Genomic DNA, 25,824 nt, shown 5'->3' with positions numbered 1-25,824 from the left:
ATGGTGGCGAGCATCCTCAGAGTCCCCACTCCCGAAGCCCGCGAGCCTGCCAAGGCCACGACCGGGAATGTCCTGCGCGTCAGCGGTCCCAGCGCGCTCAACGGCGAGGTCGCGCTGAGCGGCGCCAAGAATTCGGCGCTGCGACTACTCGCGGCCAGCCTGCTGACCTCGGGCACCGTGACCCTGACCAATTATCCGTCCGAGTTGCTGGACGCGCAGCTTCACGTCGAGATGCTCGACGCGCTGGGCAAGAGCTGCGAGCTCATCTCCGCCGACGAGATCCGGATCGCCGAAGTCAGCGTGCCGCAGTCGCGCCTGGAATGGACCCGGCGCTCGATCCGCAACACGCTGCTGATCCTCGGCGCGCTCACCGCCCGCACCGGCGCGGGCAGCGTGCCGCTTCCCGGCGGCTGCAAGCTCGGCGAGCGCAAATATGACCTGCATGTCATGCTGCTGGAAAAGCTGGGCGCGCGGGTGTGGGAAGATGGCGACTATCTGTGCGCCGAAGCCCCGAACGGCCTGATCGGCACCGACATCTACCTGCCGATGCGCTCCACCGGCGCTACCGAGAACGCGATCCTCACCGGCTGCCTCGCCAAGGGTGTGACCCGGCTGTGGAACCCCCATATCCGTCCGGAGATCCTCGACCTCATCGCGCTGCTGCGCAAGATGGGCGCCAAGATCCGCGTCTTCGGCCAGGAGCATATCGAGATCACCGGCAGCGAAGGCCTGCATGGCGCTGAGCACCGGGTGATCGCCGACAACATGGAAGCCATCACCTGGGTGGTCGGCGCGGCGGTCACCGGCGGCGACATCGAGATTCGCGACTTCCCCTATGACGACCTCGAAAGCGTGATGGTCCACCTGCGGGCGGCCGGCGCCCGGTTCTATCGGGGCGACACGTCGCTGATCGTACGCGGGGGCACCTGCTACCCGATCGAGATCAGCACCGGCCCGCATCCGGGCATCAATTCCGACGTGCAGCCGATCCTTGCGGCCTGGGGCGTCAAGGCGCGCGGCGAATCCCGCATCGTCGACCTGCGCTTCCCCGGCCGCTACGGCTATGCCGAGGAAATGGCGCGCATGGGCGCTTCCTATGAGGAAGATGGCGACATGCTGCGCATCCACGGTAATGGCGGCGCTCTCAAGCCCGCCACCGTGCGCGCGCTTGACCTGCGCGCCGGTGCCGCGCTCTCGCTGTGCGCCCTGATGGCCGAGGGCGAGACCGTGATCACCGATGCGTGGCAGATCTCGCGCGGCTATGTGAACTTCGCCGAGAAGCTGACCTCGCTGGGGGCCACCTGCCGATGGGAGGCGTGAGTCAGCCCGTCGTCGCGCGTGCCGGCGAGGCGCTGGCGCATGATCTGGAGCGGCTGTGCCCGGGCGGCGTGTTCGCCGATGTCTCCCTGGCCGATATCAGCCGCTGGCGCATAGGCGGCACCGCTGATCTGTTGGTGCGCCCGCGCAGCACCGAGCAACTCGCCGCGCTGCGCGGCTATATCGCCGCGCGCGGCCTGGCGAGCGTGGTGATCGGCGCCACCAGCAATCTGTTGTTCGCCGACGAAGGGCTGCGCGCCATCGCCATTCAGATCGGCAGCGATTTCGCGTCGCTGTCGATCCGGGGCGAGGAGATCGTCGCCGATCCCGGCGTCTGGGTTCCGGGCCTCGTGCGCGCCAGCATGAGCGCGGGCCTGACCGGCATCGAGCATGCCTGCGGCATTCCCGGCACGCTGGGCGGGCTGGTGTGCATGAATGGCGGCAGCCAGCGTCGCGGCATCGGCGAGCGGGTGGTTGCGGTGGAGAGCGTGGCGAGCGACGGCACCATTCACACCCGGACCGCCGAGGCATGTGGCTTCGCCTATCGCCGCTCGGTGTTCCAGGGCAATGACGAGGTCATCACCCGCACCACGCTGCGGCTGGAGCCGGCGGGGGACAAGGCGGCGTGCCGCCGCGCGATCCTCGCCATATTGACCGACCGGCGCCGCAAATTCCCGCAGAAGCTGCCCAATTGCGGGTCGGTGTTCGTGAGCAACCCGGCGATGTATGCCGAGTTCGGCCCGCCCGGCGCCATCATCGAGAAGCTGGGCTTCAAGGGGCGGCGGGTCGGCGGCGCGCTGGTCTCGCCGCAGCACGCCAATTTCATCGTGAACACCGGCACCGCCCGCGCCGAAGAGGTGCGCGAGCTGATCGTCACCATCAAGAACGCGGTGTTCGAGACGACCGGCTACGCGATGGAGATCGAGGCCCGGTTCATCACCCCGGATGGCGCGATCCTCTCGCCCGACGCCCTGCCGCTTGCCGGCGCGCCGGTGGCCTGACCCGGCCGCATCCGGCCCGGCCGGCCATCGCGCCGGAGAGCGCGGCGCGAGCGGCGCGGTGCGGCACTCGCGCGCTAACCGCGTTTCAGATGAAGTGCAGCCCTGGCCGGTCGAGCGTCTCAAAGGCGAGGTCGTCATACGGACGGCACGTCGATACGTGCCGCCGCCTTCGCCGAGAGAGCGGATGGCGATGGCGTTTCTTTTTACCTGGAGCCTTCCGACGGCTCGCCCCCGAAGCGCGTCGCCCTCCGCCCAAGAGCGCAAAACCTTGGAACGTCGCGACCGGCTCGCGCGGCGTGTCGACATCGGTCGCGATGACGACGTCGCGCCGGGTGGGAGAACGGCCAAGCCCCACGCGCCTCCCCATGATCAACCTGCTTTTGGTCTCCTTCCATCCCGAGGGATGCGGCAGAGACCAGCGATTGGATTTGTTCAGGCGCCGACGGTATCGTGCCTCCTCCGTCATTTTCGTGGGGGTGGCGATGGAGTGGAGCGATGTCCGGATCTTTCTGGCGATCGCCCGTACCGGCACGCTGGGCGCCGCCGCCCGTGCGCTGCATCTGAGCCATCCCACGGTCGGGCGCCGGCTTCGGGCGCTCGAACAGGCGACCGGGCACACGCTGTTCCAGCGCACGGTCGATGGCTTTATCCTGACGGAGGAGGGCCATGCCGTCATCGCCCTCGCCGAGCAGATGGAGGAAGGCGCGCTGGCCATCGAGCGCCGGCTCGCCGGACGGGAGCAGGACCTTCAGGGCACCTTGCGCATCTCGTGCGCCGACTGGTTCGGGGCCTATGTGCTGCCGCCGATCATCGACGACTATGCCAAGGCCTATCCCAATGTCGATCTGGAGATATTGACCGGCACCCGCCTCTTCAGCCTCGCCCAGCGGGAGGCCGACATTGCGTTCCGGATCGTCCCGTTCGACAGCCCCGATGTCGTGCCGCGACGTCTGGTCCGTCTGCCCTATGGCGTCTATGTGGCGGCCGTCTCGCCCGAGCCGGTATATGGCGATGGCACCGGATTCCGGCTGATCACCCACGACACCTCGACCGGCCAGTTCCCGGATATCGCCTGGCTCACCGAGAGCTTCCCGAACGCCCGGCCGCTGCTGCGGTCGAACAATCGCAACGTGCAGGGGCGGATGTGCCGCGAGGGCATCGGCATCGCCGTGCTGCCGCAGGTGGTCGGTGACCAGATCGCGGGCCTGCGCCGGCTGAAGCTGCCGCAGGAGCCACCCTCGCGGGATATCTGGATGGGCTATCACCGCGACATACGGCGTCTCCAGCGGCTGCGGGCTTTTATCGCCATCGTGACTGACCATGTCGCGAAGGCGCCGCTCCGGATGGGCGCGCCGCAGCCGGACCCGTCAGCTTGAGGGCGTGCCCGGCGGTCGCCATGCAGCTTCCTACTGTTCTTCCTCGAACAGCCAGAGCTCGGCGGTCGGCTGCGGCAGGCCGAAGGCGTTTTCCCGCAGGCCGAGGAAGGCCGGGATACGACGCTTCTGCTCGTCGCTGAGCGCGGCGGCGAGCGGCTTGAGCGCGGCCGCGAGCGTCTTCAACTCGCTGGCCCGCACCGCTTCCGCGTCGGCGGTGCGCTCCATCAGCGCGACGAAATCGGCCGGTGCCGGCAGCTTGGCGCGCTCCAGCTTGCGGGCGGCAGCGTCGGCGGCGATCCTGCGGATCGCGGCCTCGACCGGCTCCCACAGCGCCGCCTGCTGGGGGGTGAGGCCGATCACGGTCTTCAGCGCGATCACGCGGGCATCGAGCACCGCCTGGGCGTCCTGGCGGGTGTAGAGCTCGACGATCTCGGGCGCCGGCGCGGGCGGCGTCTGCTGGGCGTGCGCGGACGGCAGGCCGGCAATGCCGGCGGCGGCCAGCAGCAGCGCGAAGAGGAGCTTGGGCATTTTCAGGTTCCTGGTCCACGACATGAGAGGAAGCGGGCTCACTGCCACGCGCCGTTCGGCAGGCGTCCGTGATAGGGCGTGTCGCGGCAATGCCCCCACGGGCCGCGCCACGCGCCGGGACCGCACCCCTCGGCCACCGGAACGACGATCGCCGGGCCGTCGGTCAGCTTGGACACCGGCGCGGACGCCGGCAGGGTCGCGCAGGCGAGAAGCCCCGCGCAGCTGAGAAGCCCCGCGCGTGCCAGCAGTCGAGTGACGATCATCTGGATCTCCATGACGTTGACGCAAAGAGGCAGGTCGGAAGCGGCAGGTAGGCCGCGCGCCGGCTGTCTGGCCGGGACGGGAATCACCGAACCTTACCCCGAAGCCGTTCAACTGGAGGGGTGTCGAAGTAGGCGCCGAACAGGCCGATTCCGGCGGGCGCGTCGGGGCCTGCGCCACATGGGTCTTGCGCTGCTTTCGGTATGGAGCGCTTGAACCGAGCGCCGCTTGCTGGAGCGTGCGGCGGGTCGGTGGAGGACAGGTCCGCATCGCCATGGGGCCGGCCGTTGCCGTCCTCGAAGGGGAGGGCGAGGCGGCGCCTTGCCTGAGGAAGCCGGCGAAGACGTTCTCAAGCGCCTGCGAGGACGCGCCTGCGGTCGCAAGCATCGCGCGCGGGACGCTCGCCATCGTGGTGATGGCGAGCCCGGGTTCGGGGACGTGCTGCTCTGGTGGCGGATCGGGGAGGGGGCGGGACGCTCCGCCGGCGATGTCGGCGCGCGTTCGCGGCCTAGAAATGCCAGGCGAGGCTCACGGTCGGCCCGTGCATGGTGGTGTTGTAGCGGAACGAGCCGCCATTGCCGTTCGAGCTCTCGTAATCCTCATAGAGGTAGCGATAGCCGATGGCGGTGGAGACCGACGGCGTCCACATATAGCCGACGCCGAGATAGCCGGTGCTGGAGAGCTTGGAGCCGACGCCGAAGCCGCCAATGTCGGCGATGGCGTTGACGAACCATTTTTCGTTGATCGTCCAGGTCGCCACCAGGCCGATGGTGGGATCGACCCACGACTCGCTCTGGCTCCGCGAGACCGTGACCGGAAGCAGCGCCGGCGTCAGCGACAGGTCGGCGGACAGATCGACATAGCGCAGGCCGACGGTGGCGGCGATGTCGACGTTCTGGATGCCGAGCGGCAGCCAGTAGCCGACCGCGCCGGTCGCGATGGTCTGATCGAGTTCCGCATCGAGCCGGCTGTTGCCGAAGACCCCGACATTCTCGCCGTGCGACAGCTTGGCCAGCACCAGATCAGCCAGGAACAGCCATTTGCCGTTGGTGGCGAGGAACGAGCCCATCAGCGCGCCATCGAGATTGCCCAGCACGTCGCCGATCGAGGCATTGACCGGCGAGGTCGGCAGGTCGCGCACGCCGACATCGCCGTCGATCGCGGTCAGCCAGCCATAGAAGGTTGCCTGATAGCGCCAGTCGGACGAGGTCTCGACCGGCGCCACGGCCTTCACCGGCACAGGCGGCGGCATATCCGCCGCGTGGACCGCGCCGGTCGCCAGAAGCGTGGCGATCAGCGTCGCCGCGCCGTGGAACGTGGAAGCTCGCATCATGGGGGCCCGACTCAGTTCACCTTGGTGACGGCGGGGATAGCCCACGAGCCGTCGAGGATCGACGGATCGTTCTCGTCCGGCCAGTAAAGGCGCAGCATCAGGTTGAAGCGGTCCTTCGGTGCGGGGAGCCAGTTGGCTTCCTTGCCCGCGCCCGGGCTCTCGTTCTGGATATAGATGACCAGCGAGCCGTCGGGCTCGTAGGTCGGCTTGGTCCGCACGCTCATCGAGTAGCGGTTGATGGGATTGGCGACGAAGAACATGTTCGCGTCATACATGGTCAGCGACCAGAAGCCCTTCACCGGGGGAAGCTGGCCGGCCGCGAAGCGCAGCTGATACTTGTTCGCGCCGCTATATTCGTCACCATCCTTGTTCTTGAGCGAGGTCGGATAGACGGCGTCCTGCGGACGGTTGGCGCCGAGCCCGATGGCGGTGATGAGCGCGCGCTGGAGATAGTCGGTGCCATAGAGGCCGGTCTTGGTGGTGTAGCCCCAGCCATTCACGTCCTTCACGTCGCCGTCGCTGACCTTGAAGTGCAGCATGATGCGGTCAAAGGAGAGCGCGGGCAGGCGCTTCGCCCAGCGGGCGTCGACCGCCTTGGCATCGAAGCTCTGGCCGGGGACGAGGCCGATCTCCTTGAAGCGCTCCAGCTCCGGCGCGTCCTTCGCCGCAGGCGGGTTGGTCTTCATGAGTTCGGCGAGCAGCGTGAAATACTCGGCGGCGCTGAGCGCGTTCACCTGATCGCGCACCGCCGTTTTCATGTCGACCGTGGGATCGACCTTGCCGGCCGGCGGGGTGTAGTCCTTGCCGAGCGCGCTCAGGGGAAACAGCTTGAACTGGTCCTGCAGCGCGTGGACGGCGGCGTAGTCCTCCGGCGTGCCGGAGCAGTAGATGCGCCCGAGCATCCAGACCATGCTGGTTGGCGATTTCAGCTGCACCATGCCGTCCGGCACCGTGCCGGACCAGCCGGGGCCGGTGACGAGGAAGGTCTGCGCGCCGGTGCCGGTGGTGCGGGAGCCCGGCACCTGGAACACGCTGGTCCACCCGTCCAGGAAAGGCAGCAGGAAGTAGCGCCCCTTCATGTCCGGAATGCTCACCACCCAGGGTTCGGCGCCGACATCGAAGAAGGCGGTGGTGTAGAGCGTGTCGGCATTCGGGGCGGTCACGTCGCGGAAGGCCGCGTCGGGATAGGAGCGCGCCTTCATGATGGTGCCCATCGGGGCGCGCGTGCCTTCCGGCTTGGCGACGTTGGTCATGACCCGGCGGGTGTATTCCATCGTCACCAGCGGGTAGCCGTAGACATAGGCGTCCGAGGCGATCTTGAAATCCTCGGTGCCCTCGACGACGTCGAACAGCGGCCCGTCCCAGGCCAGGGCGCCCTGATGGGTGGCGGCGAGCGCGAAGGCGGTTCCGCCCAGCAGCAGGGTGCGGCGCGAAAAGTTCATCACAGGCTTCCTTGTTGGCATGACGGGGACGCCGCGCGGCCGTTCCGGCGAAGGAGAGTGTCCCTCTCGCGGGCCGGACGCCTCATGGCGGAAAAGCGCGGCCGTGCGCGGCGGCGATGGGGGCACAGGCAGGAATGGCGCTCGCGAGGCGATCGAGGCCACGCGAGAAAAACACCAAGACCTTGCGCAAGATCATCTGCCTGTTTTGTTTGATGACATACAATCTCAAAGCATCGATCCCCAACTCTTCATGGAATTCGTGCGTGATTGCCTTGTCGATGGCGCAAGCCATAGCTTAGATGAAAGTGTTCTGCTTGCTTTTTGAGGACAGGAGCGACCGAATTTGAACCATATTCCGGCCCAGCGCGTGGGGCCTCTCGCGGCCCTGCCGGGCCTGCTTGAGGAGTTCGGCGTCAGCCTGGACGACGCGTTCGCCGGCTCCGGCATCGCCCCGGCGGAACTGGTGCCGGATGCGCGCTTTGCCTATCCGGTCCTTGCGGCCTTGCTGGAGCGCTCGGCCGTTCTGGCGCATTGCCCGCATCTGGGGCTGCTGGTCGGGGCGCGGAACGATCATCGTTGCTTGGGTCCTATCGGCGAGATGATGGCCAGCGCCCCGACGCTCGGCGATGCCTTTCGCGACTATATCGGCCTCCAGATCGGCTATTCCCGTGGAGCGGTGGTCTATCTGCAGAATATCGGCGACGACTATCTCATCGGCTACGGGCTGTATGCCGATCCCGGAACCGGCCGGCAGATCCACGATCTGGTGCTTGCCCTCGGCTGCAACATGGTCCGCTCGCTCACCGGCGGCCGGGCGAACCCGCTGCGCACGCTGGCGAGCGTGGGCCAGCCTGCCACTATCGCGCCCTATCGCAGCCTGCTGAAGACCACCACCCTGTTCGACCAGGAACATACCGCCGTGATGGTCTCGGCGCGCGACATGGCGCTGCCGCTTCCCGGAGCGGATCCCGCGCGGCGACAGCAGTTGCGCGACAGCATCCAGAAGATGCTGCGGGGCGATCTCGACGACATCGCGGCGCAGGTGCGCCACATCTTGCGTCCGCGGCTGATGACCGGCGAGGCCGACCGCGAGTCGGTGGCGCGCGAACTCGGGCTCGGCGGCCGCACGCTGGCGCGCCATCTCGCCCGCACCGGCACCAGCTTCGAAGCCATCAAGGACGAGGTGCGCTTCACCATCGCCCGCGAACTGCTGGCGCGGACCTGCCTGCCGATCGGGCGCATCGCCGAAGCGCTCGCCTATTCCGCCAACAGCACATTCGACCATGCCTTCACGCGATGGGCGGGCATGGCGCCCTCGCAATGGCGCGCCACGCAGCAGATCGGCGAATAGGCCGCGCGACATCGCCTTCATGGCCGCCGATCCCGGCCGCCGATCCCGGGCGCTGAATGACGCGGGGCGCCTTGCGCAGGACGGCGCATGGCAGAGGACGATGTCTCTGCACTCGACCGCGCCGGCGCAGTCGCTATTCTTGGGCGGCGCGGCCAGTGGCGGCTCGGCGGGGAATCACTTGGCGCTGGAGATCCTCGCCAACCACACCGTCGCCCCTGATGCGTGAGAGAGTTGAGAGAGCAGAGTCATGTACATCCCGACCCTTGAGGACATGATCGCGGCGCGTGCCCGCATCGAGCCCTATGTTCATCGCACGCCGGTCCTGACGTCGCGCATGCTGAACGAGCTGACCGGCGCCGAGCTGTTCTTCAAATGCGAAAATCTGCAGAAGGCCGGCGCCTTCAAGGCGCGCGGGGCGTCGAACGCGGTGTTCGGCCTTACCGACGCGCAGGCGGCCAAGGGCGTCGCCACCCATTCCAGCGGCAATCACGGCACCTGCCTGAGCTATGCCGCCGGACGCCGGGGCATTCCCTGCACCGTGGTGATGCCGCACACGGCGCCGCAGGCCAAGAAGGACGCGGTGCGCGGCTATGGCGGGCGCGTGGTGGAATCCGAGCCCTCGACCTCCTCGCGCGAAGCGGTGTTCGCCGAGGTGGTGGCACAAACCGGCGCGGAGTTCGTCCACCCCTATAACGACCCGCGCGTGATCGCCGGGCAGGCCACCTGCTCGGCCGAGCTGATCGAGCAGGTCGAGGGGCTGGACGCGGTGATCGCGCCGATTGGCGGCGGCGGCATGGTGTCGGGCACCTGCCTGACGCTCTCCAACCTCGCGCCCTCCATCAAGATCTACGCCGCCGAGCCCTTGAACGCGGACGATGCCGCGCGCAGCTTCCGCGCCGGCCACATCATCGCGGACGACGCGCCCGAGACGGTGGCCGATGGCTTGAAGGTGCCGCTGAAGGAGCTGACCTGGCACTTCGTGCAAAACCACGTCACCGATATCCTCACCGCGACGGAAGACGAGATCGTCGAGGCGATGAAGCTGATCTGGAAGCGGATGAAGATCGTGATGGAGCCCTCCAGCGCCGTGCCGCTGGCCACCATCATCAAGAATCCGGACATCTTCGCCGGCCAGCGGGTCGGCGTCATCATCACCGGCGGCAATGTCGATCTCGACAAGCTGCCGTGGAACTGAAGCCTTGGAACCGAGGAACGCTGCCATGAACGCCAAGACGGACATCACTCCCGACTTCTCGGCCTATGAAGTCGGCTACGATATTCCCGCCGTCCCGGGCATGAACGAGGCGGAGATCCAGACGCCCTGCCTGATCCTCGACCTCGACGCGCTGGAGCGCAACATCAAGAAGATGGGCGACTATGCCAAGGCGCACGGCATGCGCCACCGCAGCCACGGCAAGATGCACAAATCGGTCGACGTGCAGAAGCTGCAGGAGAAGCTTGGTGGCTCGGTCGGCGTCTGCTGCCAGAAGGTGGCGGAGGCGGAAGCCTTCGCGCGCGGCGGCATCAAGGACATCCTCGTCACCAATGAGGTGCGCGAGGCGGCCAAGATCGACCGGCTCGTCCGCCTGCCCAAATTCGGCTCGACCGTCACGGTGTGCGTCGACGACGTGGCCAACATCGCCGACCTGTCGGCGGCGGCGGTGAAGCACGGGACCGAACTCGGCATCTTCGTCGAGATCGATTGCGGCGCCGGGCGCTGCGGCGTCACCACCAAGGAGGCGGTGGTCGAGATCGCCAAGGCCGCAGCAAGCGCGCCGAACCTCACCTTCAAGGGCATCCAGGCCTATCAGGGCGCGATGCAGCACATGGACAGCTATGAGGCCCGCAAGGAGAAGCTGGACGCGGCCATCGCGCAGGTGAAGGACGCGGTCGCGGCGCTCGAAGCGGCGGGGCTCAAGCCGGAATTCGTCTCGGGCGGCGGCACCGGCTCCTATTATTTCGAGTCCAACTCGCACGTCTATAACGAGCTGCAGTGCGGCTCCTATGCCTTCATGGACGCCGATTACGGCCGCATCCACGACAAGGACGGCAAGCGCATCGACAAGGGCGAGTGGGAGAACGCGCTGTTCATCCTCACCTCGGTGATGAGCCACGCCAAGCCGCACCTCGCCGTGTGCGACGCCGGCCTCAAGGCGCAGTCGGTGGATTCCGGCCTGCCCTTCGTCTATGGCCGCGACGATGTGAAATACATCAAGTGCTCGGATGAGCACGGCGTGATCGAGGACAAGGACCACGTGCTCAAGGTCAATGAAAAGCTGCGGCTGGTGCCGGGCCATTGCGACCCGACCTGCAACGTCCACGACTGGTATGTCGGCGTGCGCGGCGGCAAGGTCGAGGCGGTGTGGCCGGTCTCGGCGCGCGGAAAGGGCTATTGATGTACGTCGTCGCCGAGAAGGACATTGCCGGCCTGATGACGCCGGAAGCCGCGTTCACCGCCATCGAGGCGGTGTTCGCCGCGATGGCGGCCCGCAAGGCCTATAACTTCCCCGTGGTGCGCGAGGCGATCGGCCACCAGGACGCGCTCTACGGCTTCAAGGGCGGCTTCGATGCCGCCGGGCTGACGCTGGGGCTCAAGGCCGGCGGCTACTGGCCGCATAATCTGGAGCGCGGGCTGATCAACCATCAGTCGACGGTGTTCCTGTTCGATCCCGAGACCGGCCGCGTCAGCGCGGCGGTGGGCGGCAATCTGCTCACCGCGCTGCGCACGGCGGCGGCAAGCTCGGTGTCGATCAAATATCTCGCGCCGAAGGGGGCGAAGGTGCTGGGCATGATCGGCGCCGGGCACCAGTCGGCGTTCCAGCTGCGTGCGGCGGCGAAGGTGCACCCGTTCGAGAAGGTGATCGGCTGGAACCCGCATCCCGAGATGCTGGGCCGGCTGAAGGACACCGCCGCGGAGATCGGCCTGCCCTTCGAGGCGGTGGAACTCGATCGACTGGGCAGCGAAGCCGACGTGATCATCTCGATCACCTCGGCCTTCGCACCCCTGCTGCTGGACGCTCATGTGAAGGGACCGACCCATATCGCGGCGATGGGCACCGACACCAAGGGCAAGCAGGAACTGGACCCCGCCCTTGTGGCCCGCGCGAAGCTGTTCGCCGACGAGATCGCGCAGTCGGTCACCATCGGCGAGTTCCAGCACGCCGTACAGCAAGGACGGGTCGCGGAGAGCGCCATCGTCCAGCTCGGCGCTGTGGTGAACGGCGACGATCCCGGCCGCGGCGATGCGGAGGTCACGATCTTCGACGGCACCGGCGTCGGTCTTCAGGACCTTGCCGTGGCCGCCGCCGTCGTCGAGCTCGCCAAGCAGAAGGGCATCGCGCAGGAAGTCGCGATCTGAGGAAAGAGGGGGCTCGATGTCGCGAGCGATTAGGCCGGATCGTCGTCGCGCGACGGCTGTCCGGCTGGAGCCCATCCCGTGTGGACGGAACATCCGCACGGGATGGCGTGCTCTGGATTGAAGGAGCTGGAGCCGTACTTCGTCGATCGGATGAGATCGGGAAAGGCTCTCGGCGTTGCAGTGCCAGAACCCTACATCGGCGCGCCCGCTGTGGAATGGGCACGCGCCTGTAGCCGCCGTCCCTTCGGCTTAGGCGGCCCGAGGTGCTTCCGGGCTCGCACGACGCTCCATCACCCACCATCGACATCGCCATCCGACGAGGCCGCGAGCGGGCCGCCACGGCGATCCTCGCGGGATGAGGAGACGTTATTCCTGCTGAGAGCGCTCCCCCGTCCGGCCCGGTGCTGCTGTCGCTGCCGATGGACGTGATGAGCTCCGTCAGCATTCTGGAGCGCTCGGTCATCGACCGGCGCATGCTCGCTCGGTCTCGGGCGCGCGCCGGTGGTCTCGCTGGTCGGCGACGGTGCGGCACTCTATTCCCCGCAGTCGATCTGGACGGCAGCGCATGAGAGGCTGCCCGTGACCTTCGTGGTGATGAACAACCGCGCATACAACGTGCTCAAGAATTTCATGCGCACCCAGCAGCATTACGCCTCGGTGCAGAGCAACCGTTACATCGCCATGGAAATCAACTCGCCGGTCATCGACTACGTGGCGCTCGCGCAATCCATGGCGCTGTCGGCGCGGCGGGTGACGTCCGCGGGCGATATCGCCCCGACCATCGAGGCCGGCATCGCCTCCGGCAAGGCCAATCTGGTCGAGATCGAGATCTCAACCGAATCCCCGAACTGACCTGTTTTCCGAAATGGAGAGCAAGAGCCATCTCAATGGCATAGGCGAGGGCGAAAAGCCCCGATCGCGACAGATTACCGACAGATAGGGCTTGCTACGACGTCGGCATCGGCAAACGCCGTTTGAAACAGGAGTTATCGATGCGCTACCTCACCGCGACCGCTTTCGCCGCCCTTCTCATTGCCCCGATCGCTGCTCATGCCAGCCCTGCCTGCACCACGGAAGGCAAGGACAAGTGGATGAGCGAGGACGCCATGAAGGCCAAGGTCGCCGAGATGGGCTATCAGAAGATCAAGACGTTCAAGGTCTCCGGCAGCTGCTACGAAATCTATGGCTTCACCAAGGACGGCAAGAAGGCCGAGGTCTACTTCAATCCGGTGTCGGGCGCCGTCGTCAAGTCCGAGATCGACTGATGTCTGGGGCACAGATGCGGGCCCGAGAAGACATCCCGTCTGCTGCGGGGACCCATACCGTTCAGGTATGGGATCCCGTAGTGCGTGTGTTCCACTGGACGGTGGTCGCCGGTTGCCTTCTTAATCTCTTCATTCTGGAAGATGGCGACCTCGCGCACCGCATCATCGGCTATCTGGTCGCGGCCATGCTGGTGATCCGTCTGGTCTGGGGCTTTATTGGTACGCGCTATGCGCGTTTTACCGAGTTCGTTCCCAGCCGCCATCGGCTTGTCGGATATCTGGCCGCGCTTGCAAAGGGCCGCGAGCCGCGCATGCTGGGACACAATCCGGCGGGCGCGGTGATGATGCTGGCGCTGATGGCATTGCTGGCGGCTGTCAGCTTGACCGGATGGATGATGGGGCTCGATGCCTTCTGGGGCGAGGAATGGCTCGAAGAGACACACGAGTTCCTGGCCAACGCCATTCTCGTTCTGGCGCTGCTGCACGCCGCCGCGGCCGTGATCGAGAGCGTGCGGCATCGCGAGAACCTCGTGCTGTCGATGATCACGGGCCGCAAGCGAAGCAACTGAGCCCTCCATGGAGGCGCGGGCAGGCATGAGATTGCTGCTTGTCGAGGATAGCGCGCGGCTGCGCGAGCTGGTCAGCGAGACCATTCGCGAGGCGGGCTGGCGCATCGATACCGTAGGTTCGGCGCTGGAGGCCCAAAGCGTCCTCTATGTCGATGCCTACGATCTTATCCTGCTCGATCTTGGACTGCCGGATGGCGACGGGCTGGATGTCCTGCGCGCGCTCCGGCGGCAGCGCAACGCAACGCCCGTGCTGGTGCTCACCGCGCGAGGGGCGATCGATGAGCGGATCGCCGGGCTCGATGCGGGCGCCGACGACTACCTCACCAAGCCTTTCAACAATGGTGAGCTGCTGGCCCGTATCCGTGCGCTGCTGCGGCGCGCGCCCGTCGTTCTCGCGCCGGTGCTGGAGGCCGGCCAGCTACGTTTCGATCCGGCGCGCCATGAGGTGAGCTGCTACGGAGAGGTTCTGCCGCTGACGCCCCGCGAGCGCTCGGTGCTCGAAATCCTCATGCGCGATCTGGGCAGTGTGACGCCGAAGCGGGTGCTGGAGCGCAAGCTCTCGGATCTCGACGGCGATATCTCGGTCAACGCGATAGACCTTCAGCTCTCACGCCTGCGCAAGAAGCTCGCCGCGTGTCCTGCCGGGGTGGCGATCGAGACGGTGCGGGGTGTCGGCTATCTGTTGCGCGAGACCGGACCGTGACGAGGTCCGCGCGTCCGCTCGGTGCGCTGGTCGCGCGGCGCATCGTGCTGTTCACGCTGCTTGCCATGCTGGTGCAGCTCGGTTTCGTGGTGGCGCAATATGCCGCCGATACCGGGAACCTCTCGCGGCTCCTGTTGGAGCGCGAAACAGCGGCACTGGCGGAGGGGTTTTCGATCCGCCAGTCGACCTTGAGCTATGAACTGCCCGAGGCGCTGCGGGGGCGTTATGATGTCGAGGGCTCCGGCTATGTGGCGCGGGTGCGCACGCCCTCCGGCGTCATCCTGTTCTCGCATTGCGACGCGTCGTGCACCGAGCATTTCCTGCCGCTGGATATCAATCCGCCGAACTTCTGGCTGCGGACGCTGAAGGAAGGCTATCCCCTGTCCTTTGCCGGGGGGCGAACCGTCGATATCGAGGGTCGGCCCACCTTCATCGAGATCGCCATCGACGGCGATCGACAGGGTGCCCTGTGGGAGGTCTTCGCCGACGAGGTGACGGAGCACATGCTGGTGCCGATGGGCCTCGCACTGTTCGTCGTGCTCGGCGCGAGTCTTTACTCGATACGGGTGGCGCTGAGACCGGTGCGCGACGCGGCAGCCACGGCCGAGCTGCTTGATCCGATGAAGCCCGATGGCGCGCTGTCGACGCAGGGCATGCCGCTGGAGATCGCCCAGCTCGCCGGTGCGGTGAACCGCTCCTATGAACGGGTTCGCAATCTGATCGCTGGGCAGAAGCTGTTCACCTCGGCGATCGCGCACGAGATCCGTACCCCGCTGGCGATCATTCGGCTGGAACTGGAGAGGATCGATCATCCGCGCGCCGCGCGGGCCATCCGCGAGATCGATGAACTGACCCGCTTCCTCGAACAGGTCGTGGCATTGGCGCGCCTCGAAGCGACCGGGCGGGACGGATTTGCCGAGGTGCATCTGGATCAACTGCTGGAGGAGGTGGTCGGCACGCTGGCCGGCATGGTCTATGCCGGCGGCGCGTCCATCGGCTTCGAGGGCTCGACCGATCCGGTCGTCTCGGGCTCGGCGCCATTGCTCCGCGACGCGGTGCGCAATCTCATCGAAAACGCCCTGCGCCATGGCGGGCCGGGTGTCGCCATCCGTATCGTCTCGACCAGCGACGGGCACATCGACGTCATTGATGACGGCGTGGGATTTGTCGCGCAGCCCGTCTCCGATGCGCTCGGACATTACAAGCGCTCCGGCGGTCTGGGCATCGGGCTTGAGATCGTGCGTCGCATCTGCGAACTGCACGGCGCGCGGTTCGATATCCGACGTGCGGGGGCGCGGGGCACTGTCGCGACAATCGCCCTGACGTTGCCCCCTGAAACGCCCTCGGATTGAATTGGACTCCGTCGGAAGGAGACGGGGCCTGCGGCAAGCCGGTCGAGAGCGGACCACGGTGAGCGCCACCTTTCCGGCATCAGGCGCGGCGATGGCGGGATCGAATAGGAGATTGGCCGGCAGCGGGGGCTGGGGTTGTGAGGGAACGTCACACTGCGTGACACTTACCGGTCACCTGCGTGACAAGGCCTCACAGACATGATGTTCCAGCTTGGAAGCCGCTCACATCAGGGTAAGCAACCCAGCTGCCGCTCGAACTGTTGAAGGCTTGTCTCGCAACGTTCGGCGATGTCATCCATGTCACTCTCGGTCACGATAAGCGGCAGGGAGAAGCCCGGCACCTCATGCGCGCGCCACGAGGCCGTTGCCAGAGGCTATGCGGTCGAACATCCGGACATATGTCCCGCAGCCGTTGCGCTAACGGGTATCTGATTGAGAAAAGAGGTAGTCGGACGCATCATTTGCAAAGTGGCTCTGCGGTTTTCCCCGAAAGCGGCTCTTTTTGACGGGGCCATTTCCAGGAAATCTCCCCTCACCCGCCTGGCGCGGGTTTGTGCAGGAGGAAAATATGAGCGACCCGAGCCTCGATTACTCGAAAGGCGCCGCGTACATGAACGGCATCTACGTGCCGATCTCCGAGGCCAAGATTCCAGTGGGCGATTGGGGTTTTACCCATTCGGACGTCACCTATGACGTGGTTCATGTAACCGACGGCGGGTTCTTCCGGCTGGAAGACCACCTCGACCGTTTTCATCGTTCGCTGGAAGGCTACCGTCTCGATCCCGGCGTCACCCGCGACGAGATGCGCACCATCCTCGGCAAGGTGGTGGCGTTGAGCGGCCTGAAGGACGCCTTTGTCGCGATGCTCTCGACGCGCGGCGTACCGCGGGTCTACGGCTCGCGCGATCCCGACGACTGCGACAACACCTTCATCGCCTATGCGGTGCCGTGGGTCGACGTCATCAAGCCGGAGGTGCAGGAGCGCGGCGCCCACCTGCTCGTCGCACAGGTGCCCCGCATCTCGCAGAACTCGCTCGATCCCACCCTCAAGAACTATATGTGGCGGGACTTCACCCGCGGCATGTTCGAGGCCAAGGACAAGGGCTTCGACACGGCGATCCTGCTCGACAGCGAGGGGTACCTCACCGAGGGCGCGGGCTTCAACGTCTTCATCGTCAAGGACAACAAGGTCATCACCCCCGATCGCGGCGCGCTGCGCGGCATCACCCGACTCGCCGTCCTCGACCTGTGCCCCGAGCTCGGGCTTGAGCCGATCGTTGGCCCGATCACCTTCGACGACCTGATGGACGCCGACGAGGTGTTCACCACCACCACCGCCGGCGGTGTGATGCCCTGCGCCCGGGTCAACGAGCGCATCTATGGCAATGACCGGCCGGGGCCGATCAGCGCCAAGCTGAAGGAGACCTATTGGCGCAAGCACAAGGAGGGCTGGCACATGACGCCGGTCAACTATGCCGACGCCGACAACCCCTTCAAGGTCGCGGCCTGACACACCGCCTCCCTGTGACGGCTCAAGGGCGGCGTTCAGACTGCCCTGAGGAGGAAACGCACAAGGCAAGGGCCCCGCAAGGACCGATCGCACCGATTTCAAAAACCAGAGGGCGTGGCCATGACCAAATCGACGTTCAATTCTTCCGACGCTCCGGCACTGTCCGCCGCGTCCGTCAACCGCCGTACCGTGTTGAAGACACTTGCGGCGGGCACGGCCGGCGCGCTTGCCGCGCCCTACATCCGGCCCGCTTCGGCCGCGCCCACCCAGCTGCGGGCGCTGATGTGGGAAGTCTATGCCGTTCCCGACATCGTCGGGGCCTTCGAAGAAAAGCACAAGATCAAGTTCTCCCCGACCTTCTTCGACGGCAACTCCGAAGCCTACAACAAGCTGCGCGTCGGCGGCACCAAGGATTTCGATCTCGTTCAGGCCGACGGCTTCTGGCCGGGCCTGTATTTCCGCGAGAAGCTGATCCGCGACATCGACTACGCCAAGATCCCCAACACCGCCAATGTGTACCCGGTGTTCAAGCCCGACCGCTTCAAGCTGTTGACCGACCAGACAAGCGGCAAGCACTTTGGCGTCACCTGGTGCTGGGGCAGCTACGGCACCACCTACAACACCGCCGACGTGCCGAAGGAGAAGGTCGAGAGCATCGAGGTGCTGTTCGATCCCGCCTTTGGTGGACGCCTCGCGACCAGCGCCCGCTTCGAGGAGAACATCGCGCTGACCGGCATCCTGGCCGCCACCCGCATGGGCACCAAGGACAAGCCGCGCCCCGACGGCAAGCCCTTCAACCCCTACGTCCTCACCGATGAAGAACTCGCGGAGGTCGAGAAGCTGCTGATCCAACAGAAGTCGCTGCTGCTCACGCGCTACCAGGACAACACCACCCTGCAGCAGCTGCTGGAAAGCGGGGCGATCGTCGCCGCGCCGGAATTTGCGCAGGTCTATCGCATCCTCGTGCATAAGAAGGAGAAGGGCGACATCTCCGCCAACTTCGCGCACCAGCTTGTACCGAAGGAAGGCGGCCTCGGCTGGGTCGATACCTGGCTGGTCACGTCCGGCGTGACCGATCCGGCGGCGCTCGATCTCTGCTATGACTTCATGAACACCTTCCTCGCGCCGGAAAACATCAAGAAAATCTCGCTCATCGCCGGCTCGTCCGCGACCGTGGATCTGCGTTCGATCTCGACGCCGGAGGAACAGAAGCTGTTCCTGATGGACCGTACCGAGGAATTGTCGAGCATGTATCAGTTCGACCAGCCTTCCTCGACCGAGAAGTGGGAACGCGTTTGGTCACGCGTGCAGGCTGCCTGACAAGCCATAGCCCGGGCCGTCAACGGCCCGGGCCTTGCTTCGGTTGGTTCGATCAGGGAGTGCGGCGTTGGCCTATATCCATCTCGACGGCGTTTCCAGGCAGTATGGAAGCGTCTGGGCGGTCGATCGCGTCGACATGGCGATCGAGAAACATGAGTTCGTCTCGCTGCTCGGCCCGAGCGGCTCGGGAAAGACGACGCTGCTGCGGATCATCGCGGGTCTGGAGCGCCCGACCCAGGGACGCGTGCTCATCGATGGCGAGGACGTGACCGACCTGCCGCCGCACAAGCGCGGGGTGGCGATGGTGTTCCAGGAATTCCTGCTGTTCCCCCATCGCACGGTCTACGAGAATCTTGCCTTCCCCCTGCGCATGCTCGGCCTGCCCAAGGGCGAGATCGAGGCGCGCGTCGACTGGGTGGTGGGCATCCTCGCCCTGCGCGGACTGGAGAAGCGCTACCCGAACCAGCTCTCCGGCGGCCAGCAGCAGCGCGTTGCCCTCGGGCGTGGCCTTGTCGGCCGCCCGAAGGTGCTGCTGCTCGACGAGCCGCTCGCCAATCTCGACCGCGAACTGCGGCAGGAAATGGAGGTGGAGATCCGCAAGCACCAGACCGATCTGGGCATCCCCTTCATCTATGTCACGCATAATCAGGAAGAGGCGCTCTCGATGAGCGACCGCATCGCCGTCGTGCGCGGCGGGCGCATCGAAGACTTCGCCTCGCGCACCGCCATCTACGACCATCCCAGAACCGCCTTCATCGCCCAGTTCGTCGGACGCTCGAACCGGTTCCCGGGCACGGCGCTCGTCGCCGACGGCAAGGTCGCCCTGCGCTCCGACGGCGTGCGGATCGAGACGGCGGCCCGGCCGGACATCGCCGAGGGCATCCCGCTGGCTGCCTATGTGAAGAACGAGAAGGTCCGGCTCAGGCTTCCCGCAGACCTGCCGGCGGATGCCGCCAACGCGCTGACGGCCACGATACGGTACGTCATCCTGCGCGGCGCCTATGCCGAATATGTGCTCAGCTGGAAGGGCGGCGAGATCATCGCCAGCCGGCCGCGCAGCGAGGCGGAGTTCGCCGCGGGCACGGAAGTGGCCTGCTTCTGGAATGAGGGGGATGTCGACCTGTTTCCGGTGGCGGAGGACGGTCGATGAAGCGGCGCATCGCCCCGGCCATCTTTCTCGGCCTGCCCACGGTGTTTCTGGTCGGGCTGTTCGTGTTGCCGCTCATCTCCATGCTGGTGCTGAGCGTCTGGCGGACCGAGAACTACCACATCATCCGCGACTTCAGCTTCCACAATTACGAGGCGCTGGCGACCGAAGGCGCCTACATGACCTTTCTGGTGCGCTCGCTGGTGATGGCGAGCGTCGTCTCGCTGATCTGCACCCTGATCGCCTGGCCCGTCGCCTACGGCATCACGCTCTACGGCGGACGCTACAAGCTCCTGCTGACGCTCGCTTTCGCCGTGCCCTTTCTGACGGGCGAGGTGCTGCGCATCATCGCCCTTCAGGGGCTTCTGGGCCCGGTCGGGTTGCTTAACGGCGTGCTGCTGTCGCTGGGGGCGGCGCCGCTCAGGGTGATCATGTATACCAATGTCGCCAGCGCCATCGGCCTCGTCTACCTCTATCTGCCGATCGTGGTGACGGTGATCTATCTGTCGCTGCTCAATTTCGACCAGCGGCTGATCGATGCCGCGACGATCTTCGGGGCGAGCCCGGCCCGTGCCTTTTTCGAGATCACCTGGCCGCTGAACCTGTTCGGCACGCTGATCGGCTTCGCGCTGTGCTTCATTCCCTGCCTGTCGGCGACGCTGGCACCCCGCTTCCTCGGCGGCCCCAACGGCACGCTCTACGGCATGGCGATGGCGCAGCAGTTCGGCGAGAGCGGCACCTGGGCGCTGGGGGCGGCCATGGGTGTCGTGCTGTTCACGGTATCCGTGATGCTGGTCGTGGTGGTCTCTCGTCTGGTCGATCTGCGCCGCACCGGCTTCACCGGCTTCGGGAGGGGATGAGATGCGCCTGAAACCAGGAAAAACCGTGCTGCTGGCGATGGTCGCCGTCTCCTACCTGTTCCTCTATCTGCCGGTCGTCCATATCGGGTTGGCGAGCTTCGCACGGAACTCGAACTTTCCTTATCCGCCGAAATGGTCGCTCGAGATCATGACGCGGCTGTTCGCCAACTCGCTCTACCAGACAGCGCTGGGCAATAGCCTCGTTATCGGCCTCTGCTCGGCGCTGCTGGCAACGGCGCTGGCGGGTCTCGCGACCATAGGGCTCATGCGGCACGCCGGCCGGCGCGCGCCGCTGTATCTGGCTCTGTTCATCGCGCCGCTCTTCGTGGCGGAGGTGCTGCTCGGTATCTCCTCGCTCATCTTCAACGGCCTGTTCCTCGGGCTGCGCGGCAATATGGTCTCGGCCATTCTCGCCAATGTGGTCCACTGCTTCAGCTATGCGCTGCTGATCATCGCGACGCAGCTCTATCGCTATGACTGGAGGCTCGACGATGCGGCCATGGTGTTCGGTGCCAGCCCGGCCCGCACCTTCTTCGAGGTGACCTTGCCGCTGATCTGGCCCGGCCTGCTCGGGGCCTTCATCGTGGCCTTCATCATGGCGTTCAACAATCTGGAGATTTCGTTCTATCTGCTGGGCGCGACGCCGACCCTGCCGTCGGCGGCCTGGGGTGCGCTGCGCTACGGGGTCAAACCGGAACTCTATGCGCTGGCGACCTGCGTGAATCTGATCGTCTTCCTGCTGCTCGGCATCATGTTCGTGCTGATGCGGACCGGTCTCGTCACCTTCGGCCACCGGCCGGAGCGAGAACGCAGCGCCGTGTAGCGCGAACGCCAGCGGCGTGGTGCGGAACTTGCGTTCTCCTGATCGATCAGATCGCGGAGGCATTGTGAGGCTGCTGGATTCGCTTGCGCTGCATATCGACAGGGTTGCCGATGCACCGTTGCACCGGCAACTCTATAAGCGGCTCGTGGAGGAAATCACCGCCGGCGCGCTGCGGCCGGGCGAGAAGCTTCCCTCGACGCGGGACTTTGCCGACCTGCTGGGGGTATCGCGCAACACCGTGTTGCTGGCCTTCGACCACCTGATTTCCGAAGGCTATCTGGAGCCCGTTACCGGTTCCGGCACCTATGTCTCGCGAGAGCTCCCCGAACAGCGCCCGGCAAAGGCCTCGGCGCGCATAAATCCCGCGATAGAGGCGGCCGGGCATCTCCGCCGGTCCATGGCGCCGGATTCGGCGATCACCCATGCGCCATCCACCCTTCGGCACATGCGCCGGCCCGTGCCGTTCCGCGCCAATTTTCCGGCGGTCGACATGTTCCCGGTCCGGCAATGGGCCAGCCTTGCCGCAACCCTTTATCGAGGGCTGGATCCCGATGCCGCCGGCGAGTTGCTGGGGGAAGGCGATCCGCAGGGCTATGAGCCGCTCCGTGTCGCCATTGCCGAGCATGTCGCGCTCAGCCGCGGGCTTACCTGTACCCCGCAGAACATCGTCATCTTCGCGGGGGCGCAGCATGCAGTGGATCTCGCCTGCCGCATCCTGCTCACCCCCGGCGAGCGGGTCTGGTGCGAGGATCCGGGCTATGACGGCATCTATGCCTCGGCGACCGCCGCGGGCGCCATTCCCGTCGCCGTGCCTGTCGATGAGGAGGGGATCGACGTGGAGCGCGGCATTGTTCTCGCCCCCGATGCCCGCCTCGTCTATGTCTCGCCTTCCAAACAGTTCCCGCTCGGCATGGAAACCAGCCTCGAGCGACGCCATGCCCTGCTGCACTGGGCCGGCGCCGCTGGCGCCTGGGTGCTGGAGGACGATTACGATACGGAGTTCCGCTATGCCGGCCGTCCGATGCCGGCGCTGCACGCGCTGGATCGCGAGGGTCGCGTCCTGTATTTCGGCACCTTCAGCAAGATGCTGTTTCCGGGCCTCCGTTTGGGTTTCGCGGTGCTGCCGGAGGCTCTGGTCGAGGCTTTCGTCTCGGCGCGCGCCATTGTCGGGCGCTATTCGCCGATGCTGGAACAGGCGCTGGTCGCCCGCTTCATGAAGGATGGCCATCTGGCGACCCATGTGCGGCGCATGCGGCGGCTCTATGCGCGGCGGCAGGATTATCTGCTGCAGGCGATCGACCGCCACCTTTCCCGGTGGATGACCGCCGCCCCTACCAATACCGGCATGGAGATCATCGCCACTCTGTCGCCAGGGCTGAGCGGGAAACGGGTCGCGGAAGCCGCGGCGCAACGAGGGCTGGAGATCCTGCCCATCGCCGCTCTCGCACGCGAAGCCGAGGTCGATCATCTCGTCACGCTCGGCTTCAGCGCCTTCGGCGAAGACCAGATGGCCGAAGGGATGGGCATTCTCCGTGACGTTTTTGTCGAGATGGAGCGCGATGATGGAACACAAAAGAAGGCCAGCTGACAGATCGGGTAGATGCTGCTTCACTCATCTAGCCGATCTTCATCCATCGCCGTGGCGTACCTGACGTATATAACAACCTGTCCGTTGCCGAAGTGAACCGCCCCTAGATTCCTGGACGCCTTCTTCCCTAAATTTTGAGGCAAGGAGGCCCCGATGGGCAAAGCGAACTTCACCGAGGACTTCAAGGGCGACGCCGTCCTTGGTGGTGCGTTTCGCCGACATCGCTCGCAAGCGCATGCGTATCGAAGGCGGCGGCTACCGGCGCGATCATTTGCGCGCCCTGGCTCAGCGAGTCGAGGTCGGAGCGAGGGAAGTCCGCATCATCGGATCGAAAGGAGACCTGCTCCGAACGCTGGGTGCCGTCTCAGGAGGGAAAACGGCTACGCTGGGCGTGCCCAGTTTGGGACTGAAATGGCGGAGGGAGCGGGATTCGAACCCGCGATACGGTTTCCCGTATACACACTTTCCAGGCGTGCGCCTTCAACCACTCGGCCACCCCTCCTGCGGCGCCGGCCTTGTCGGCCCGCGCATTCTTCCGCGTCCCACGATATCCGCGTTCCTGTGAGGATGGCGCGGCGCCGGACGAAGAGGCGCGGAATATAGCGAAGCGCGACCGCGTGGCAAGACGCCCGCCGGGATTTTCAACCGTCTGCGTGCGAGGCCCCCGCGCGACCCGCCGCGGGCCCGTCAGTTCGAGGGCATCGGAGTCCCGGCGGGGACGTCGGCCAACGTGCAGGTGGCGCTGTGCGCGCTGGTGCCCATCAGTTGCATCCGGCCGTCGCCGGTGCCGCCCGCCGTGATGTTGTAGAGGATGGTGCTCACCGTGCCGGCCGGCTTGCCGCCCTCGGAGAAAGTGCAGGTGACCTGCACCGCCGCCACGGTCGCCGTCCCGCTATTCGCCACGGAGACATCCATCACCGTGCCCACCGGGTCGGCGAAGATGTCGCCCTGCGTCAGCGTCAGCCCCGAGACGTCGGCGACCGCGCCGCCGGCGGCGAACGGGGTGCACAGGAGGAGCGCGGCAAATCCGATCGGCTTCATGGCGGCTCTCGCATCTAAGGATAGGGCAGGGCGCTTCGCAAACGCCCTATTCAGTAGAATGGGCAGGTGCCGCCGCCTAGGGTGAATCCATCAAAATTCGTCTCATTTCTGCGCCGCACCATCGGGCTTGCTGGCGCCGGCCGGCGGTGGGCGCCAGCTCCGGCTGGCCGGTAGCTGATTATACTTGTCATGTTGACGCGATTCCCTGTGTAGAGAGCAAGTATATTTTACTAATACATGAAATTATCATGCGTCATTTCTAGATCGTTGACGTCGCGGCTGCTAGACAATCAGATGGGCGCCGGTATATTTCGCGCAGGAGAATGGTTCCGAGTCAGAGTGGTGCCGGTCATGGGGGGTGAGATGGGTCCGAATGCGCGTCAGGCGGTATCGCGGCGCGGCTGGATGGGCGTTGCGGCCGTCGGCGGCCTCTCCCTCGTGCTGGCCGCCTGCGGCGAGAAGAACGAATATGTTCCGCCGCCGCCGCCCAAGGTCTCCGTCACCTCGCCGGTCCAGCAAAGCGTGACCCGCTATCTTGAGCTGACGGGCAATACCGCCTCGGTGGGCGAGATCGACCTCGTGGCGCGGGTCGAGGGCTTCCTCGACCAGATCAACTACACCGACGGTGCGCAGGTGAAGAAGGGCACGCAGCTCTTCCTGATCCAGCAGGACACCTACAAGGCCAATCTCGACCAGGCCAAGGCGCAGCTCGCCTCGGCGCAGGCGCAGTACACCAACGCCCAGACCGAATATGGCCGCCAGTCCACGCTCGGCCAGCAGGACTTCTCCTCGCAGGCGGTGGTCGATCGCTCGCGGGCGACGATGGAGCAGGCCAAGGCCGCCGTCGACGAGGCGACGGCCAATGTCGAGATCGCCACCATCAACCTCGGCTACACTCAGGTGACCGCGCCGTTCGACGGCATCGTCACCCGGCATCTGGCCGATGTCGGTCAGCTGGTCGGCCATGCCGAGCCCACCAAGCTCGCCACGCTGATCCAGATGAATCCGATCTATGCCTATTTCAACCTGAGCGAAAATCAGGTGCTGCGCATCAAGCAGACGCTGGCGGAGAGCGGGCGTACCATCGAGCAGGTACGTGATGTCGAAATCGACATCGGCCTGCAGAACGAGGGCGACGACTACCCCCACAAGGGCCAGCTTGACTACGCTGCCCCGCAGATCGACCCGTCCACGGGCACGCTGCTGGCGCGCGCGGTGTTCGAGAACGAGAAGCTGGCGCTGCTGCCGGGTCTGTTCGTGCGGGTGCGGGTGCCGGTCCAGCACATGCCCGACGCGCTGCTGGTGGATCCCACGGCGATCGGTTCCGGCCAGCAGGGCAGCTACGTGCTCGTGGTCGGCAAGGACAATGTGGTCGAGCAGAAGATCGTGACCCCCGGGCAGCTCTATGGCGGGCTGCGGGTGATCGAATCCGGCCTGTCGGCGGACGACAAGGTGATCGTCGGCGGCATCCAGCGCGCGGTGCCGGGCGCCAAGGTGGACCCCGAGGTGGTGGCGCCGCCGCCCGCACCTCCCGCCGCGGCCGCTCCGGCGGCCACGACGCCTCCTGCTGCGACGCCTTCTGCTGCGCCGCCTTCAGCCACGACGCCTCCCGCGCCGACGCCGGCCAAGCCCTGAACAGCCCGGCCGCGCGCCGGTTCTCCTGAGCCAACGGTCAGCCC

At 66.0% G+C, this 25,824-nt stretch carries 24 protein-coding genes, 1 tRNA gene and 2 pseudogenes; 21 read left to right on the top strand and 6 right to left on the bottom strand.

From position 1 onward, the window contains the following. The 3 genes from VRZ77_RS00750 to VRZ77_RS00740 all read left to right on the top strand — a co-directional run bounded on the left by VRZ77_RS00750 (window position 1) and on the right by VRZ77_RS00740 (window position 3,694). Window positions 1–1,320 carry a UDP-N-acetylglucosamine 1-carboxyvinyltransferase gene (locus VRZ77_RS00750; protein WP_414590794.1) on the top strand — a complete coding sequence of 440 codons (1,320 nt, stop codon included), beginning with the start codon at window positions 1–3 and terminating at the stop codon, window positions 1,318–1,320. Next, window positions 1,317–2,318 (top strand): UDP-N-acetylmuramate dehydrogenase, encoded by a 1,002-nt coding sequence (gene murB, locus VRZ77_RS00745; RefSeq protein WP_414590793.1) that lies wholly within the window; start codon window positions 1,317–1,319, stop codon window positions 2,316–2,318. Before VRZ77_RS00750 ends, murB begins: the two co-directional genes overlap by 4 nt. Before the next feature lie 482 nt (window positions 2,319–2,800). Further along, on the top strand, window positions 2,801–3,694 hold the full coding sequence (locus VRZ77_RS00740; protein WP_414590792.1) for a LysR family transcriptional regulator: 894 nt from the start codon (window positions 2,801–2,803) through the stop codon (window positions 3,692–3,694). A 30-nt stretch (window positions 3,695–3,724) separates the two neighbouring features. Here the strand turns inward: VRZ77_RS00740 and VRZ77_RS00735 are convergent, their stop codons facing one another. The 4 genes and pseudogenes from VRZ77_RS00735 to VRZ77_RS00720 all read right to left on the bottom strand — a co-directional run bounded on the left by VRZ77_RS00735 (window position 3,725) and on the right by VRZ77_RS00720 (window position 7,258). Next, window positions 3,725–4,222 carry a Spy/CpxP family protein refolding chaperone gene (locus VRZ77_RS00735; protein ID WP_414590791.1) on the bottom strand — a complete coding sequence of 166 codons (498 nt, stop codon included), beginning with the start codon at window positions 4,220–4,222 and terminating at the stop codon, window positions 3,725–3,727. A gap of 44 nt (window positions 4,223–4,266) precedes the next feature. After that, window positions 4,267–4,485 (bottom strand): annotated as a pseudogene (locus tag VRZ77_RS00730) (GCG_CRPN prefix-to-repeats domain-containing protein); the annotation flags it as partial. Between the two features lie 506 nt (window positions 4,486–4,991). Next, complete coding sequence (locus VRZ77_RS00725; protein WP_414590790.1) at window positions 4,992–5,816, bottom strand: hypothetical protein; 825 nt, start codon at window positions 5,814–5,816, stop codon at window positions 4,992–4,994. An 11-nt stretch (window positions 5,817–5,827) separates the two neighbouring features. Next, complete coding sequence (locus VRZ77_RS00720) at window positions 5,828–7,258, bottom strand: DUF1254 domain-containing protein (RefSeq protein ID WP_414590789.1); 1,431 nt, start codon at window positions 7,256–7,258, stop codon at window positions 5,828–5,830. Window positions 7,259–7,361: 103 nt separating this feature from the next. Between VRZ77_RS00720 and VRZ77_RS00715 the strand changes: the two genes are divergently transcribed. The 17 genes and pseudogenes from VRZ77_RS00715 to VRZ77_RS00635 all read left to right on the top strand — a co-directional run bounded on the left by VRZ77_RS00715 (window position 7,362) and on the right by VRZ77_RS00635 (window position 23,104). Beyond that, complete coding sequence (locus VRZ77_RS00715) at window positions 7,362–7,583, top strand: hypothetical protein (protein ID WP_414590788.1); 222 nt, start codon at window positions 7,362–7,364, stop codon at window positions 7,581–7,583. 18 nt (window positions 7,584–7,601) lie between these two features. Then, on the top strand, window positions 7,602–8,609 hold the full coding sequence (locus tag VRZ77_RS00710; protein WP_414590787.1) for an AraC family transcriptional regulator ligand-binding domain-containing protein: 1,008 nt from the start codon (window positions 7,602–7,604) through the stop codon (window positions 8,607–8,609). 19 nt (window positions 8,610–8,628) lie between these two features. Beyond that, entirely contained in the window at window positions 8,629–8,835 is a 207-nt protein-coding gene (locus VRZ77_RS00705) for a hypothetical protein (RefSeq protein WP_414590786.1), read from the top strand. A gap of 21 nt (window positions 8,836–8,856) precedes the next feature. Then, a complete protein-coding gene (gene bhcB / locus VRZ77_RS00700; protein ID WP_414590785.1) occupies window positions 8,857–9,804 on the top strand; it encodes a beta-hydroxyaspartate dehydratase BhcB in 948 nt (315 codons plus the stop codon). Window positions 9,805–9,829: 25 nt separating this feature from the next. Continuing rightward, window positions 9,830–11,005, top strand: a complete 1,176-nt coding sequence (gene bhcC, locus VRZ77_RS00695; RefSeq protein ID WP_414590784.1) for a 3-hydroxy-D-aspartate aldolase BhcC — start codon at window positions 9,830–9,832, stop codon at window positions 11,003–11,005. After that, the gene (gene bhcD, locus VRZ77_RS00690; protein WP_414590783.1) at window positions 11,005–11,967 is read left to right on the top strand and encodes an iminosuccinate reductase BhcD; all 963 of its coding nucleotides are present in this window, start codon (window positions 11,005–11,007) and stop codon (window positions 11,965–11,967) included. Before bhcC ends, bhcD begins: the two co-directional genes overlap by 1 nt. 483 nt (window positions 11,968–12,450) lie before the next feature. Next, window positions 12,451–12,819 (top strand): annotated as a pseudogene (locus tag VRZ77_RS00685) (thiamine pyrophosphate-dependent enzyme); the annotation flags it as partial. 140 nt (window positions 12,820–12,959) lie between these two features. Then, complete coding sequence (locus VRZ77_RS00680; protein WP_414590782.1) at window positions 12,960–13,232, top strand: PepSY domain-containing protein; 273 nt, start codon at window positions 12,960–12,962, stop codon at window positions 13,230–13,232. Then, the gene (locus VRZ77_RS00675; protein ID WP_414590781.1) at window positions 13,232–13,801 is read left to right on the top strand and encodes a cytochrome b/b6 domain-containing protein; all 570 of its coding nucleotides are present in this window, start codon (window positions 13,232–13,234) and stop codon (window positions 13,799–13,801) included. Before VRZ77_RS00680 ends, VRZ77_RS00675 begins: the two co-directional genes overlap by 1 nt. Before the next feature lie 25 nt (window positions 13,802–13,826). Continuing rightward, the gene (locus tag VRZ77_RS00670) at window positions 13,827–14,504 is read left to right on the top strand and encodes a response regulator transcription factor (protein WP_414590780.1); all 678 of its coding nucleotides are present in this window, start codon (window positions 13,827–13,829) and stop codon (window positions 14,502–14,504) included. Further along, entirely contained in the window at window positions 14,501–15,856 is a 1,356-nt protein-coding gene (locus VRZ77_RS00665; RefSeq protein ID WP_414590779.1) for a sensor histidine kinase, read from the top strand. The genes VRZ77_RS00670 and VRZ77_RS00665 overlap by 4 nt, the downstream gene beginning before the upstream one ends. A 568-nt stretch (window positions 15,857–16,424) precedes the next feature. Then, a complete protein-coding gene (locus tag VRZ77_RS00660; protein ID WP_414590778.1) occupies window positions 16,425–17,366 on the top strand; it encodes an aminotransferase class IV in 942 nt (313 codons plus the stop codon). Between the two features lie 120 nt (window positions 17,367–17,486). Continuing rightward, entirely contained in the window at window positions 17,487–18,686 is a 1,200-nt protein-coding gene (locus tag VRZ77_RS00655) for an ABC transporter substrate-binding protein (RefSeq protein WP_414590777.1), read from the top strand. 67 nt (window positions 18,687–18,753) lie between these two features. Beyond that, a complete protein-coding gene (locus VRZ77_RS00650; protein WP_414590776.1) occupies window positions 18,754–19,836 on the top strand; it encodes an ABC transporter ATP-binding protein in 1,083 nt (360 codons plus the stop codon). Further along, window positions 19,833–20,693: an ABC transporter permease gene (locus VRZ77_RS00645; RefSeq protein WP_414590775.1), complete on the top strand. Its 861-nt coding sequence runs from the start codon at window positions 19,833–19,835 to the stop codon at window positions 20,691–20,693. The genes VRZ77_RS00650 and VRZ77_RS00645 overlap by 4 nt, the downstream gene beginning before the upstream one ends. A gap of 1 nt (window position 20,694) precedes the next feature. Beyond that, window positions 20,695–21,516: an ABC transporter permease gene (locus tag VRZ77_RS00640; protein ID WP_414590774.1), complete on the top strand. Its 822-nt coding sequence runs from the start codon at window positions 20,695–20,697 to the stop codon at window positions 21,514–21,516. A 64-nt stretch (window positions 21,517–21,580) separates the two neighbouring features. Beyond that, the gene (locus VRZ77_RS00635) at window positions 21,581–23,104 is read left to right on the top strand and encodes a PLP-dependent aminotransferase family protein (RefSeq protein ID WP_414590773.1); all 1,524 of its coding nucleotides are present in this window, start codon (window positions 21,581–21,583) and stop codon (window positions 23,102–23,104) included. 412 nt (window positions 23,105–23,516) lie between these two features. Here VRZ77_RS00635 and VRZ77_RS00630 read toward each other — a convergent pair. After that, window positions 23,517–23,606: transfer RNA gene (locus VRZ77_RS00630), tRNA-Ser, on the bottom strand. Between the two features lie 185 nt (window positions 23,607–23,791). Then, window positions 23,792–24,145, bottom strand: a complete 354-nt coding sequence (locus tag VRZ77_RS00625) for a hypothetical protein (protein ID WP_414590772.1) — start codon at window positions 24,143–24,145, stop codon at window positions 23,792–23,794. A 405-nt stretch (window positions 24,146–24,550) separates the two neighbouring features. Between VRZ77_RS00625 and VRZ77_RS00620 the strand changes: the two genes are divergently transcribed. Next, on the top strand, window positions 24,551–25,780 hold the full coding sequence (locus VRZ77_RS00620) for an efflux RND transporter periplasmic adaptor subunit (RefSeq protein ID WP_414590771.1): 1,230 nt from the start codon (window positions 24,551–24,553) through the stop codon (window positions 25,778–25,780). Window positions 25,781–25,824: the final 44 nt, after the last annotated feature.

The organism is Ancylobacter sp. G4_0304, assembly GCF_047501495.1.
In the GTDB taxonomy this organism is placed as follows: Bacteria; Pseudomonadota; Alphaproteobacteria; order Rhizobiales; family Xanthobacteraceae; genus Ancylobacter.
This window is presented reverse-complemented; position numbering and strand designations above follow the sequence as displayed.